The sequence below is a fragment of the Flavivirga rizhaonensis genome, assembly GCF_004791695.1.
Lineage (GTDB): Bacteria > Bacteroidota > Bacteroidia > Flavobacteriales > Flavobacteriaceae > Flavivirga > Flavivirga rizhaonensis.
The window spans coordinates 19,111-33,695 of sequence record NZ_SRSO01000002.1 but is presented as its reverse complement, the minus strand read 5'-3'; the positions used below and the strand labels follow the sequence as shown (position 1 = coordinate 33,695).

General features: G+C 31.7%; 16 protein-coding genes, 1 tRNA gene and 1 pseudogene. 9 read left to right on the top strand and 9 right to left on the bottom strand.

The features are described from left to right. Nucleotides 1-3: 3 nt before the first annotated feature. From EM932_RS01985 to EM932_RS01975, 3 genes are all read right to left on the bottom strand, one after another. Nucleotides 4-1,080, bottom strand: coding sequence for an ABC transporter permease (locus EM932_RS01985; protein ID WP_135874956.1), 1,077 nt, complete (start codon nt 1,078-1,080; stop codon nt 4-6). A gap of 55 nt (nt 1,081-1,135) precedes the next feature. Continuing rightward, nucleotides 1,136-2,452: a BT_3928 family protein gene (locus EM932_RS01980; RefSeq protein WP_135874954.1), complete on the bottom strand. Its 1,317-nt coding sequence runs from the start codon at nt 2,450-2,452 to the stop codon at nt 1,136-1,138. 104 nt (nt 2,453-2,556) lie between these two features. Continuing rightward, nucleotides 2,557-3,096 (bottom strand): DUF1599 domain-containing protein, encoded by a 540-nt coding sequence (locus EM932_RS01975; protein WP_135874952.1) that lies wholly within the window; start codon nt 3,094-3,096, stop codon nt 2,557-2,559. A 105-nt stretch (nt 3,097-3,201) separates the two neighbouring features. Here EM932_RS01975 and folP point away from each other — a divergent pair, with 105 nt between their 5' ends. Genes folP through EM932_RS01960 form a run of 3 tightly spaced genes read left to right on the top strand, consistent with a single transcriptional unit; the run spans nt 3,202 to nt 5,543 of the window. Continuing rightward, entirely contained in the window at nt 3,202-4,026 is an 825-nt protein-coding gene (gene folP, locus EM932_RS01970) for a dihydropteroate synthase (protein ID WP_135874950.1), read from the top strand. A gap of 9 nt (nt 4,027-4,035) precedes the next feature. Beyond that, nucleotides 4,036-4,722 (top strand): hypothetical protein, encoded by a 687-nt coding sequence (locus tag EM932_RS01965; protein ID WP_135874948.1) that lies wholly within the window; start codon nt 4,036-4,038, stop codon nt 4,720-4,722. Nucleotides 4,723-4,757: 35 nt separating this feature from the next. After that, complete coding sequence (locus EM932_RS01960) at nt 4,758-5,543, top strand: diadenylate cyclase (RefSeq protein ID WP_135874947.1); 786 nt, start codon at nt 4,758-4,760, stop codon at nt 5,541-5,543. 68 nt (nt 5,544-5,611) lie between these two features. On the opposite strand, the gene EM932_RS01955 is transcribed toward EM932_RS01960, so the two are convergent. Further along, nucleotides 5,612-7,378, bottom strand: coding sequence for an ABC transporter ATP-binding protein (locus tag EM932_RS01955; RefSeq protein WP_135874944.1), 1,767 nt, complete (start codon nt 7,376-7,378; stop codon nt 5,612-5,614). After that, nucleotides 7,371-8,120, bottom strand: coding sequence for a tRNA pseudouridine(38-40) synthase TruA (truA, locus tag EM932_RS01950; protein ID WP_135874942.1), 750 nt, complete (start codon nt 8,118-8,120; stop codon nt 7,371-7,373). Before truA ends, EM932_RS01955 begins: the two co-directional genes overlap by 8 nt. 263 nt (nt 8,121-8,383) lie before the next feature. Between truA and EM932_RS01945 the strand changes: the two genes are divergently transcribed. Then, complete coding sequence (locus EM932_RS01945) at nt 8,384-8,878, top strand: metallophosphoesterase family protein (RefSeq protein ID WP_135874940.1); 495 nt, start codon at nt 8,384-8,386, stop codon at nt 8,876-8,878. Nucleotides 8,879-9,070: 192 nt separating this feature from the next. Here EM932_RS01945 and EM932_RS01940 read toward each other — a convergent pair whose 3' ends face one another. Further along, nucleotides 9,071-9,481: a DUF4293 domain-containing protein gene (locus EM932_RS01940; protein WP_135874938.1), complete on the bottom strand. Its 411-nt coding sequence runs from the start codon at nt 9,479-9,481 to the stop codon at nt 9,071-9,073. 210 nt (nt 9,482-9,691) lie between these two features. Here EM932_RS01940 and rho point away from each other — a divergent pair, with 210 nt between their 5' ends. The 5 genes and pseudogenes from rho to EM932_RS01915 all read left to right on the top strand — a co-directional run bounded on the left by rho (nt 9,692) and on the right by EM932_RS01915 (nt 13,429). Beyond that, a complete protein-coding gene (rho, locus tag EM932_RS01935; protein WP_135874935.1) occupies nt 9,692-11,350 on the top strand; it encodes a transcription termination factor Rho in 1,659 nt (552 codons plus the stop codon). Between the two features lie 198 nt (nt 11,351-11,548). Further along, nucleotides 11,549-12,391: a bifunctional helix-turn-helix domain-containing protein/methylated-DNA--[protein]-cysteine S-methyltransferase gene (locus EM932_RS01930; protein WP_135874933.1), complete on the top strand. Its 843-nt coding sequence runs from the start codon at nt 11,549-11,551 to the stop codon at nt 12,389-12,391. 23 nt (nt 12,392-12,414) lie between these two features. Further along, nucleotides 12,415-12,582, top strand: a pseudogene (locus EM932_RS01925) (2OG-Fe(II) oxygenase); the annotation flags it as partial. A gap of 3 nt (nt 12,583-12,585) precedes the next feature. Next, on the top strand, nt 12,586-12,831 hold the full coding sequence (locus EM932_RS01920; protein ID WP_135874931.1) for an Ada metal-binding domain-containing protein: 246 nt from the start codon (nt 12,586-12,588) through the stop codon (nt 12,829-12,831). Next, entirely contained in the window at nt 12,818-13,429 is a 612-nt protein-coding gene (locus EM932_RS01915; RefSeq protein ID WP_135874930.1) for an alpha-ketoglutarate-dependent dioxygenase AlkB family protein, read from the top strand. Before EM932_RS01920 ends, EM932_RS01915 begins: the two co-directional genes overlap by 14 nt. Nucleotides 13,430-13,551: 122 nt before the next feature. Here the strand turns inward: EM932_RS01915 and EM932_RS01910 are convergent, their stop codons facing one another. From EM932_RS01910 to EM932_RS01900, 3 genes are all read right to left on the bottom strand, one after another. Continuing rightward, a complete protein-coding gene (locus EM932_RS01910; protein ID WP_135874928.1) occupies nt 13,552-13,914 on the bottom strand; it encodes a hypothetical protein in 363 nt (120 codons plus the stop codon). A gap of 205 nt (nt 13,915-14,119) precedes the next feature. After that, nucleotides 14,120-14,371, bottom strand: a complete 252-nt coding sequence (rpsT, locus tag EM932_RS01905) for a 30S ribosomal protein S20 (RefSeq protein WP_135874926.1) — start codon at nt 14,369-14,371, stop codon at nt 14,120-14,122. 27 nt (nt 14,372-14,398) lie between these two features. Then, nucleotides 14,399-14,470, bottom strand: a tRNA-Glu gene (locus tag EM932_RS01900). Nucleotides 14,471-14,585 lie beyond the last annotated feature (115 nt).

The following is a 14,585-nucleotide window of genomic DNA, read 5'->3' as shown; positions in this document are numbered from 1 at the left end:
CAATTATTGCAGCTTCACTTTCGGATCTAACCATACATAAATTAAGTCTACAAAAATATTAATAATTATAAAGAGTAAAGCTATAATTAATACCGAACCCATAATGACTGGTAAATCTAATGTATTTAACGCATTTACGATCTCTTTTCCGAGACCGTTCCACCCAAAAATATACTCTACAAAAACGGCTCCTGCCAACATTGAGGCGAACCAACCTGATATAGCTGTAACAACAGGATTTAGAGCATTTTTCACAGCATGCTTTTTTATAATTTGAAATTCACTTAACCCTTTAGCTCTTGCTGTACGGATATAATCCTGATTAAAAACTTCCAATAACGAATTTCGCATAAGTTGTATGACTACGGCTAATGGTCTAATTCCTAATACAACTGCAGGAAGTATTAAATTCTTCCATTTAATATGCATGGCTTCTCCAAAATCGTCTAATTCATACAGACTTCCTGTCATTTCCAAATTGGTATATTCATGCAGTATATATCCAAAAAACCAGGCAAACAAAATAGCGCTGAAAAACGATGGAATACTCATCCCTAAAGTACTAAAGATTTGAATGGTTTTATCTAACCATTTATCTTTATATAACGCAGAAACGATTCCAAATAAAACACCTAAAATCATAGCAATAATAATCGCTGTAACAGCTAAGACAAAGGTATTAGGTAATGTTTCTGCTAACACATTACTTACTTTTTTTCCTTGTTTTGTAAAAGATTCTCGCAAATAAGGAAATTTAAAAACAGTGGTCGTATTCCCTATTGAAAATAACTTGGTTGCACTGTATTTTTCTGCGCTTAAAAAAGTATAATCCTTTTGTTTCTTTGAATGAAATGAGATTGGTGACAAGTCATTTAAATAATAGAAATACTGAGTACTTATAGGCTTATCGAATCCGTATTTTTGTTTGACGATTGCTAGTTGCTCACTATCTTCATTTTGCCCAAGCATCATTTGCGCCGGATCGCCAGGAAGTACATTAAATAAAAAGAAAATAACAGTAACTACTCCAAATAATGTGAGTAAAGCGTATGTAATTTTATTTAGTAAGTAGCTTATCAAATAAGTTTATTAGTTGATGTGTTTATTTGTTTAAACAAAAAAGAATATATAAAAATTATTCGTCTTTAAGTTCAACTTCAATAATACCTGTATAAAACGTACTGGTGCTATCCTTAGCATTTAATTCTATTAGCTGTAAAGAATCTTTTACAACATTGATACTTTTAATTTTTGTAGAGTCTAAAGCCTCTATCTCTTCTTTTGTTGATGATTCTCCCTCAATAAAATAAGCAATAACATCTTCAATTATTTTTGGTTCTGGGTTTCTTTCAACTTTTGGCAACTCTAAATCATCAATATCATTCCAATGTACTTTTTGCTTGATAGTGCCTTTATCCATTTCCAAAACACCAGGATTAGAACGAACTACAGTCTTTAAGGCTTTTTCATCACATAAATAAAATTCAAAATCAATATTATAAGCTTCTTTAATACGTTGTTTAGCTTCTTCTCCAGACGCTGTTAAACCAATAACTTTATAACCATTTTTAATAGCTTCTTCAGATAAACTCTTTAATTTCATCGCTCCTGCTCTTTCTATTTTCTCCAAACTATAAGACACTATGACTATAAGGTTCTCTTCTTCTAAAAACTGCTCTGTTAAGTCTCCATCTTCGCTTTCTATTGAGAAATCGTAAATAGGTGGTTGATAGCCTTCTTGAATCACTTTTGTATCAACACCAACAAAATCACCTTCAACTGAAGGATAAGATCCGTTAGTCTTAACAATCTTCTCCTCTCCTCCTACATTAAACTTCCAACTGTATTCTACAATAGGCTTAGCTGCATCTTCAGGAATACTCATACCTTCTTGAATATTGGCTCCAATTTTATATGCTCTAAAATCTTTAGCTGGTAAATGCTCTAAAACATGATACCCAAACCAAAGACTAAATACAAAACCTAATAAAGCAATCACTGTTGTTAATAATTTACTAAACAATGGTTTTATGTGTTTCATTCCAAAAAATAAAATCAATATAAAAAACAGTAAAATCAAATCTTTTATAAAGCTTTCCCACGGTGTTAACTTTAAAACATCACCAAAGCAACCACAATCTTTTACTTTATCGAAATATGCAGAATAGAATGTTAAAAATGTAAAAAATATAATCATTCCTAACAGACTCCAAATAGTAAATTTTGGTTTATACCCTATAAGCAAAAACACACCCAAAACAACCTCAAAAACCACTACCAAAACGGACACCATTAATGCATATGGTTCTAAAAACGCAATATTTAAAACATCTGCACTAAAATATTCCTCTAATTTATATGAAAACCCCAGTGGGTCGTTTAGTTTTATCAATCCAGAAATGATAAATAAAACACCAACAAATACTCTTGATATGCCTACTAAATATTTCATAATTTTTTGTCATTCCCGCGAAGACGGGGGAATCTTTTTAATTGAACCTTATTTATGAACTCCTGCTTACTAAAACAAATTCAGCACATGCGCAGGAATAACAATTATTTTTCATTTAAATGAATTAACGCAAAAATCGCATAATTAATCATGTCCTGATAATTAGCATCAATACCTTCACTCACCAAAGTTTTTCCTGCATTATCCTCAATTTGTTTAACTCGTAATAGTTTTTGTAAAATTAAATCGGTTAAACTACTCACTCGCATATCTCGCCATGCCTCACCATAATCATGATTTTTATCTTGCATAAGTTGTTTTGTAATGGCTACTTGTTTTTCATATAATTCAGTAGCATCTTCTGTAGATAAATCTGGTTGCTCTACTACCCCTTTTTCTAACTGAATCAATGCCATAATACAGTAATTTATAATACCAATAAATTCACTCACTTCACCTTCATTTACTTTTCTAACATCATTTTGTTGAAGCCCTCTAATACGCTGTGCTTTAATAAAAATTTGATCGGTAAGTGATGGTAAACGCAAAATGCGCCATGCACTGCCATAATCCGACATTTTTTTAATAAATAAACTTTTACACGTATCAACTACGGCATCATATTGTTTTGAAGTATCTTGCATGAATTAAAATGTATTTTGCGTAAATTTCGCATAAAAAAGTTTAACCATCAAGGTTTCAGTATTAAAGTTTTAAACTTAGTACAAACACCATACAAAACGGTATAAATGACAATAAACTGTAAAGGAAAACTCATTGATTTAACATCACCAAAAGTGATGGGAATTTTAAATATAACACCCGATTCATTTTACGATGGTGGTCAACACAAAAATGATCATGATATTTTAAAGCATGTAGAATTAATGCTTAGTGAAGGTGCTACTTTTATTGATGTTGGCGCATACAGTTCGCGACCAAATGCAGACCATGTTAGTGAAGCTAATGAATTAAAACGAATTTTACCAATTGTTAATTTAGTTTTAAAAGAATTTCCCGAGGTTCTACTGTCCATAGATACCTTTAGAAGTAACGTTGCAAAGCAATGCATAGAAGCTGGAGCTGTTTTGATTAATGATATTTCTGCAGGAAAATTAGATGATAATATGCTGCAAACTATTGCCGATTTACGTGTACCATACATTATGATGCATATGAAAGGGACGCCACAAACCATGCAACAACACACTCATTACAACGATATTATCAAGGATATGCTCTTTTATTTTTCCGAACGTATTGCTGTGGCTAAACAATTAGGAATCGTTGATATTATTGTGGATCCTGGATTTGGATTCGCCAAAACGTTGGAACAAAATTATAAATTGCTAAATAAACTTGAGCTTTTTAAAATGATTGAAAAGCCTGTATTAGTTGGTGTTTCCAGAAAATCTATGATTTATAAAACCTTAGAAACATCGGCTAAAGAGGCTCTTAATGGTACAAGTGTTTTAAATACGATAGCTTTACAAAAACAAGCTTCAATTTTAAGAGTTCATGATGTTAAAGAAGCCATGGAGTGCATTAAATTAGTTGAATCGGTTGTAAGCTAGTTGAAAGTTATGAAAAAGATTATTCTCTTATTTGTTATTAGTTTGATGTTTTCTTGTGGAAACGAAAAAGTCGTTCTTTTGCCAGAAATTAATCATGCAAATATTACAGAAATACATGATGTCTCCCCTGCATATTTATTTTATGATACCACCCAAAAAGATAGTGTTGAGTTAAATAGAAAGAACTTAATTAGTACGACAAACTGGCTGGTTAATGTTGATAAACGCTTAACTCTGAAACAAGTGATTCCTCATATAAAATTCCTTCAAGATAAAAAGCAGAATTCAAGTCATAAAAAAAAGGGCGTTAAAAACTATTTTACTTGTAATGATACTAGCAAAAAGAATTTAGGGTTTATTGAGTTTACTGATGTAGTTTACCATAATAGCACTAGTGTTTATAGTATTGAAGAAAATGATAAACTTAAATCCGAAGCCAATAGTGTTGACTTGATAGTTTTTGATGTAAATGACATAAATATCATTACTATGGATCATGGTATATTTAAAACCGATACATCTTCTTTATTAAATATTATTAAGGATTCATTAAACTCAAATTCGAAAGCATACGAAATCTTTCTAAGGTTTGAAAAAGATTTAACTTTTCAGGATTATATTTCAATCAAATCTATTTTATCTGAAATAAAAAATGAGTATATCAAAATATCAAATCATGAAGGTATTTCTAATTAACCATATTTTCTTAAATTTACCAAAACCCACTACCGTTGGATATTTTTAAAGACATTTTAGACTTACGCCTCATCGATTATGTCGATGTTGTTCTTGTAGCCCTTTTACTTTATTATGTTTATAAACTTGTAAAAGGCACTGTTGCCATTAATATCTTTATAGGTATTATTATTATTTATTTGGTTTGGAAACTCACCGAATTTCTTGATATGCAACTGTTAACTGGTATTTTTGGTGGTTTTATGAAAGTAGGTATTATTGCTTTAATAGTTGTATTCCAACCAGAAATTCGGAAATTTTTATTGATGGTTGGTTCTACCAATTTTAATAGACGGCGCAAATTTTTAAAACAACTTAAGTTTTTAAAGACTGAAACCAGTGATGAAACTGATATAGACGCTATCATTTCAGCTTGCAATAAAATGGCTATGACCAAAACTGGGGCTTTAATTGTTTTTGAGAGAAACAATAATCTGGATTTTTTATCTTCTTCGGGAGATGAAATGAATATAAAAGTGACCCAACCTATTATTGAAAGTATCTTTTTTAAAAATAGCCCGTTACATGATGGAGCTATTATAGTTAGTAACAATATAGTAAAAGCAACACGAGTTATTCTTCCTTTGAATAATGAAAAAAATATTCCACAACGTTTTGGTCTTCGTCATAGAGCTGCCATTGGAGTTACTGAAAAAACGGATGCTTTAGCCCTTGTTGTAAGTGAGGAAACAGGACATATTTCTTATTTTAAAGATGGTGAGTTTGTCGTTTACAAAGACTCAAACCAACTTAACTCAATGATTAAAAATGACCTCTCTTAATGCCATGTAAGATGAGATTATAGAAGCTATAAAAAGCCGCCATAGAAGCAACCAAACAAGTACAAAAACTAAATAACTTCTTCCTGTAAAAACTGCACTTCATATAAATTTTTATAATAGCCACCTTCTTTTTTAAGCAACTCATCGTGGGTACCTTGTTCTACAATATTACCCGCATCCATTACTATAATCTTATCAGCTTTTTTAACGGTTGCTAATCGATGAGCAATAACTATTGACGTTCTACCCTTGGTAATCTTATCTGTAGCATTCTGGATAAGTTGTTCTGAATATGAATCAACGGATGATGTTGCCTCATCCAACACCAAAATACTTGGATTCGTTACATAAGCTCTTAAAAACGATATAAGTTGCCTCTGACCAGAGGATAGCATAACACCTCTCTCTTTTACATTATAATGATAACCATTTGGTAAACTCATTATAAAATCGTGAATCCCGATATCTTTTGCTGCTTGCTGAACTTGAGCTTCAGTAATTTCGGGATGATTTAATGTAATATTACTTAAAATGGTATCGGCAAATAGAAACACATCTTGTAATACCACAGCAATCTGAGTACGTAAAGATTCTAAAGTAACTTGTTTAATATCTATATCATCAACATAAATAACACCGTCATTAATTTCATAAAAACGATTTAACAAATTAATAATAGTGGATTTCCCTGCTCCAGTTGCACCAACAATTGCAACGGTTTCACCTGCATTCACATCAAAAGAAATTCCCTTTAAAACGGTTTCATCTTCCACATAACTAAAAAATACATTGTCAAATTTTATATGACCTTGAAAATGCTCTGCAATATGTGTTCCTGTATCATCAATTTGAGAAGTTGTATCTAAAACTTTAAACACTCTGGTTGCAGCTACCATGCCCATTTGTAATGTATTAAACTTATCTGCTATTTGACGCAACGGTCTAAATAGCATAGGAATATACATGATAAATGCAACCAAAATGCCTTCGGTAACTTTGCCTTCTAGCACAACATTTAGCCCACCATACCAAGCTACCAAACCAATAGTTATTGATGACGATAAATCTGCTAAAGGAAAGAAAATTGAGTTATACCAAACGGTTTTAAGCCAACCTTTTTTGTGTCGTTCATTTATTTTTTTAAAATTCCTATATTCAACAGCTTCACGGGTAAACAACTGCAGAATTTTCATTCCTGTTAGCCGTTCTTGTACAAAAGAATTTAAATTAGAAACCTCAGTTCTCACTTCTTCAAAAGCTTTTTTCATATACTTTTGAAAAATACGTGTTGCATATAATAATATAGGCAACATAATAAACACAATTAAACTCAGTCGCCAATTGGTGTAAACCATAATACCAAAAACGGCAACCATGGTAAGTAAATCTCTAAAGATCATAAATAACCCCTGACCAAAAATATCGGCGATGCGTTCCATATCGGTTACAGCTCTCGTAATAAGGACACCTACTGAAGAATTATCATAATACTTCATTTTAAAACGTAGTAAGTGATCAAATAATTTGATACGTACATCTACTACCAGACTTTGCCCCAACCAAGCCGCAAAATAAATAAAGGTTAATTGAAATACGGTTTGCAAAATTAAAATGACAAACATGATTGTAATGTAAAAGAGAAAATCTTTATCATTCTTTCCAGTAATACTATCATCAATGGCATACTGAGTAACGCGAGGTGTAGCAGCACTAAAAACAGCCAATAGAATAACCAAAAGCACCAATCCTAAAAACACAAATTTATAAGGCTTTATATATTGGAAAAGACGTTTAAACAAGGTAACGTCAAATATTTTCTCTTGTTTTTTACTCATGTATCTTTATATCGTTAGGATATTCTACTTCTGTTAAATATAATCCGTGTGCAGGAACAGAAAATCCAGCTTCACTTCTATTTTTAGACTTTATAATGGTATGTAAATCTTCAATATCAATTTTTCCCAAACCAATATTAATCATAGTTCCGACAATGGCACGTACCATGTTACGTAAAAATCTATCAGCTTTTATCACAAAATGAAGTTCATTATTTTCTATAGTCCATTTTGCTTTCATGATATCGCAATAATACGTTTTTACATCGGTATTACTTTTTGAAAAGCATTGAAAATCTTTATACCTAAATAAAAGCTCTGAAGCTTCATTCATTTTTTCAACATTCAGATCCTGCTTCACATAAAAACTATTATCAAACGAAAACACATCCTTTTTTAGTGCTATTCTATATAAATAAGTTCTGCTTTTTGCATCAAAACGAGCATGCGCCTCTCTTTTTACTTTAAAAATATTACGAATCGCAATATCTTTTGGTAAATAGGAATTCAATTTATAAACTACATTCACTTTGTTAAAAATAACATGAGTATCAAAATGAGCAAACATTTGAGATGCGTGTACACCAGTATCTGTACGCCCGGCTCCCATAATTGAGATAGTTTCTTTTAAAAGAACGGATAGCGCTTTTTCAACAGCTTCTTGTACTGATATATCGTTAGGCTGATTTTGCCAGCCATGATACGCAGCACCATTATAAGAAAGTTCTATAAAATACCTCAATCTGATTTAATACTTTTGTTAAATAATTTATGCTGTGCAAAGATAGATAGTTTTGTTATTCCTGAGAAGACAGGAACCTAAATTATATATTAAAAATAGAAGAAGCAAGAATGCTACACTATAAGAGAATAGATTTGTTCCATTTATTTTTAATAAAGATTGTCGTTCGGTTAAAGATTATTAAATTTAAGTTAGAAGCCAAGCTATAACTATATTTGCAAAAGCTTTACAACTGAAAAACAAATTATTTTCTCCAAAATACCATGACAAAAATACTATTACTCTCTGATACACACAGTTACATTGATAACGATATTTTAAAATATGTAAAACAAGCGGATGAAGTATGGCATGCAGGCGATATTGGAGATTTAAAAGTAACGGATGCTATTAAAAAACTAAAACCCTTACGTGCTGTTTTTGGTAATATTGATGATAATAAAGTGAGAGTGGAATTTCCAGAAAACAATCGTTTTATGTGTGAAGATGTTGATGTTTGGATAACCCATATTGGTGGATATCCAAATGCCTATAATATGAGAGTTCGAGAGGAAATAAAACAAAATCCTCCTAAACTTTTTATTTGTGGACATTCACATATTTTAAAAGTGATGCCTGACAAAAAACTACATTTGTTACACATGAATCCTGGTGCTGTTGGTAAACATGGGTTTCATAAAACGCGTACCATGCTGCGCTTTACTATTGACGGTAGCAAAATTGACAACTTAGAAGTCATCGAGTTTAATAAACGTTAAAACCTTCCTAAATCTTTCCCAAAGGGAAGGACTACCCCACTGTTCCGACATATAATGTTTCACTTATATTTTACATATTTTTATATAGAGTTGAGTGTTTCCTTCCTTTGGAGGGATTAAGGGAGGCTTATTAAAAAAACCCAAAGCTTTCACTTTGGGTTTTAACGCACTAATACTACTAAGATGTTAGGTTTATCGTAATCGATCTACAGATTTTACAAGATCTTCATCTTTTTTGATGGCCTTATTGGCTAATGCCAAAAACACGATAGAAACAATAGGAAGAAGCATCCCAATACCTTTCTCAGAAACCGCCGTCTCTCCAGATATATTTAGAGATTGATATACAAAAAATCCTAGTAAAATAAAGTTTAATATGATGTTAAGTCGTCCCAAAACAAATTGAGACTTCCTATTTTTGTACATAAAAATAGTAATTAAAGACAATATCGCAGAGCCTAAAAACAGTCCTAAATATAAGGTTTCGTCTTTAGCAAACACACTAATATTCTCATTTGTAATCCATAAATGAAATACAAAAATTAAACCCGCAGAAACGCCTGCTGCTATTAAAAGATAGATGGTTTGAATACGCTGTAACATATTGTTTTACAAAACTAGAAAGCAAAAATAATAGTTTCTTTTATAAAAATCCCTTTAAATCTTAAAATAAAGTTGTATAATTGCAGTAATAATTCTCAACAACCGCTATTACAAGTGGTTAATTCTTCAGGTTAAGAAATCATTTTTCAGAATTACTCAAAGTTTATATTCAAATAAAAAATATCACATATCATATTCAATTAAGCATAAATGTTTGAAATTTCACAATTAAAAGAAAAAAAACTCTCTGATTTACAAGAGATTGCAAAAAAATTGAGCGTCCCCAAATATCGTTCTTTAAAAAAATTAGATCTGGTTTATCAAATATTAGATCAACAAGCTGCCGATCCAAAAGCAGTTAAAGCTGTTGTTGCTCCAACCGAAACAACAGATAATAAAACAGAAAGCAAGCCAGTCAAACCAGCAAGAAAACCTAGACAGCGTGTTCAAAAGCCTACTAAAAGTACACCTGCCAAGAATGAAGAAAAAGCTCCAGTTGACAAAAAAGAGGAAGCTCCTAAAGCTGCTGAAAAAGTTAACACTCCTCCTACCCCCCCTGTCAATAAACAGAATAAGGAAGAGCAAAGACAGGACAACAAGCCTAAACAAAAAAATCAAAACGACAACCAACAAAAGCCTCATCAGAGACGCGATAACAATCAACAAAAAAATCAACATAGAAACCAAAAGAATGGTAATGTTGACTCTGGTAATAAAGATGGTAGAAATCGTTATAGAGAACCAGATTTTGAATTTGATGCTATTATAGAAAGTGAAGGTGTTTTAGATATTATGCAGGATGGATATGGCTTCTTACGCTCTTCAGACTATAATTATCTATCATCACCTGACGATATTTATGTTTCTCAATCGCAAATTAGATTATTTGGTCTAAAAACCGGAGATACAGTACTTGGTCATGTAAGACCTCCAAAAGAAGGCGAAAAATATTTTCCATTAATTAAGGTAAGTAAAATTAATGGTCAAAACCCTAATGTTGTTAGAGATAGAGTTTCTTTTGAGCATTTAACACCATTATTTCCACAAGAGAAATTCGATATCGCTGAAAAACAAAGCACTATTTCTACCAGAATAATGGATTTGTTCTCTCCAATAGGAAAAGGACAACGTGGTATGATTGTATCACAACCGAAAACTGGTAAAACCATGTTATTAAAGGACGTTGCAAATGCTATAGCAGCAAACCATCCTGAAGTATATCAAATGATTTTACTAATTGATGAACGCCCAGAGGAAGTAACAGATATGCAGCGTAATGTACGTGGTGAAGTTATTGCTTCAACCTTCGATAAAGAAGCTCACGAGCATGTGAAAATTGCGAACATCGTATTAGAAAAAGCTAAAAGATTGGTTGAATGTGGCCATGATGTTGTAATTCTTTTAGATTCTATAACACGTTTAGCAAGAGCTTACAATACAGTGCAACCAGCATCTGGTAAAATATTAAGTGGTGGTGTAGACGCAAATGCACTTCACAAACCAAAACGTTTCTTTGGTGCTGCCAGAAATATCGAAAATGGAGGTTCGTTAACTATTATTGCTACCGCATTAACTGAAACCGGTTCTAAAATGGACGAAGTAATCTTCGAAGAATTTAAAGGAACTGGTAACATGGAATTACAGTTAGATAGAAAAATTTCTAACCGTAGAATTTTCCCAGCTATCGACCTTACGTCATCAAGTACACGTCGTGATGACATATTACTTGACGAAAACACAATTCAGCGTATGTGGGTAATGCGTAAATACCTAGCAGACATGAACCCTGTTGAGGCTATGGAATTCATTAATGATCGTTTCAAACAAACACGAAACAACGAAGAATTTTTAATATCTATGAATGGGTAAACCCACTTATAAATAAACTAAATTTAAAAAGCCTTAACGTATTACTAGTTAAGGCTTTTTTTATGCCTAAAGGTTTTTTATAAACTTTATGTATCACACATACTATTTATAAGCTTGTTTACAGAGATAACAGTTAGCAAGAATCAGGTTTTACAAGTATGAGAGGTGTGATACTTTTATATCATAAAACTCAAAAAAATGACTGAGCAAGAACAAATTAACTATAATCGAATTGCAAAAGCAATTGATTATATCAGATCAAATTTTAAAAAGCAGCCCTCTTTAAACGATATTGCGGAAAATGTACATTTAAGTCCATATCATTTCCAACGCTTATTTACGGATTGGGCAGGCGTAAGCCCTAAAAAGTTTATGCAATTCATTAGTATTAAGTATGCCAAACAATTATTAAAAGACAAGCAAGCCTCATTATTTGATGTTGCATACCAAACTGGTTTTTCAGGAACTAGTCGTTTACACGATTTGTTTATTAATATTGAGGGGATGACACCTGGTGAATTTAAAAATGGAGGCGAAAACCTTTCCATAAACTATAGCTTTGCCGAAAGTCCATTTGGAAATATTATTGTGGCATCTACTAAAAAAGGAATTTGTTATATGGCTTTTTTTGAAGATAAAAGAGACGCATTATTAAAACTAAAGAATGATTTCCCAAAGGCCAGTTACAATCAAGTTGTTGATATTACACAACAAAATGCTTTGTTTATTTTTCAAAATGATTGGAGCAAACTCAACCAGATAAAACTACACCTAAATGGCACACCTTTTCAATTAAAAGTATGGGAAACTCTTTTAAAAATACCAATGGGTAATTTATCTACATATGGTTCTATTGCAAAAGAAATAGGCAGCCCTAAAGCCTCTAGAGCTATAGGAACAGCTATTGGGAATAACCCTGTAGCATTTATTATTCCTTGTCATCGTGTCATAAAATCCACTGGAGACATTGGAGGCTATATGTGGGGGCATACACGAAAATCTGCAATAATTGGATGGGAAGCTGCCAAAATAAAGAAATAACGGTTTTTTTTCTATTGAAGTAGAAGGCGAAAAAGGGTGTTTTATTAAGGCTATTTCTAATGAGAATTGGTATTAGACCAGTAAAAGGTACAAAAGGTTATTACAGAGTAAATATGAAACACGGCGTAAGCGAATTACATAGTGGAGAAAGGCATACCTTAGGAATTATTTTTCATGATGCAATTAGTTAATTAATGATAATGCATAACAACATTTCAAAAACCGATTTGAAAACAAAAATAAAAACGAAACAAATCCGCTTTGCTGGTAATAATAATTTAAAAATTTATGGTAAATTAAATTGTAAATCTGGTAAAAGAATGAAACAAGAAAACCGCGTATTTTTCTCAACTGTAAAAGAAGCATTAAAAAATAACTTTCGCCCTTGTGGACATTGTATGAAGGAAGACTATAAAAAGTGGAAAAATGAAATTGTTTGAAGCAAAAATAGATGCAACAAAAAACTTGCTTCCAAAGGATGGGACTGTAAATTATTTTGGAAAGTTGCTAAATGACAAAGAAGCAGATTATTTTTTTAAAACATTGTTAGATACTATTGAATGGAGAAATGATGAAGCCATCATCTTTGGAAAAAAAATAATTACCAAACGAAAAGTAGCTTGGTATGGAGAAAAACCTTTTGAGTATACTTATTCCAAAACCACTAAACTAGCATTAAACTGGACTAAGGAACTATTAGAATTAAAAACGAAAGTAGAGTACAAAACTGGTGAAACGTTTAATTCTTGTTTGTTAAACCTATACCACAATGGTAACGAAGGTATGGCTTGGCATAGCGATGGTGAAAAAGATTTAAAGAAAAATGGAGCTATCGCATCATTGACTCTGGGAGCAGAAAGAAAATTTGCTTTTAAACATAAAGAGACCAAAGAAAAAATTAGCATATTATTAGAACACGGCAGTCTGCTGATAATGAAAGATACCACCCAGACCCATTGGTTACATCGATTGCCTCCAACCAAGTTAATACATACGCCCAGAATAAATTTAACCTTTAGAACTATTGAAGAAAATTAAATACAACTTTAAAAAGCGTTCTTCCCCTACTAAGCGATCACTTTAATGAAACATATTTATAAACAAGCCTTAACAGTTATATGTCAAGGCTTGTTTATATTATTTCGAAAAGTATCTTATTATTAATAATTCGTTAAAAGATCTCTATATTCCTTTAAGTCAGATATATTTATTTTGTTATTAAGGTTCTTCATAAGAGATATTAAATATTTAAGGCTTTCAACAGGAGAAGCTTCTTCCTTCTCTTCAATAGCCCCTTCTTCGTCTGTAGGTTCGTCGTCAAGAATAGGTATAAGAAACGAATTGTTGCTTTCTATGTGTTCATAGGTAAGCCTAAGCACCTTTACCACTAAAGGAATTTGCTCTTCTAAAGCATACGTTCTTAATTCTTTTATGTCTTCGATTAACGTCTCTGTATCGATACCTGTTTTATCTAGGTTCCCTAGAATCTTGTCGATTAATTCTATTGCTTTTTTATTTTCCAAAGGTTTAATTATTTGATTAATTAACTAGTTACAATTGCAAATTTATATTTTTAGAAATCAAATACGATTTTTTTTCTTAGATTTTACTTCTTTAAATTGAAACAGTTTTAAAGATTTATTTCATATATAAAAACTGCACAAGAAAATCATAAAAAAAGCCTCTCATTTCTGAGAAGCTTCAAATATTTTAAACTTTAAACCGTAATTAAAGTGCAGCAACATGTTTAGCTAAACCCGATTTAAGGTTTGCAGCTTTATTAGCATGAATAACATTTTTCTTAGCCAATTTATCTAACATAGATACTATTGAAGGAAATAAAGCTTCGGCTTCTTTCTTATCAGTTAACTCACGTAATTTCTTGATAGCATTACGAGTCGTCTTGTGCTGATACTTGTTTAATAAACGCTTAGATTCGTTACTTCTAATTCTTTTTAACGCTGACTTATGATTTGCCATTTGTTCTTTCTTATTATTAAAATATTGTAGCCCGTAGGGGAATCGAACCCCTCTTACCAGGATGAAAACCTGGCGTCCTAGCCGATAGACGAACGGGCCATTTGTTTTTTGAGTGCGCAAATATAAACATAAAATTTAAACTTGCAAGCCTTTCAATTAACAAACAATGCCTCCATTGCGGATGCAAAAATACAACTATTTTTAAATGTCGCAA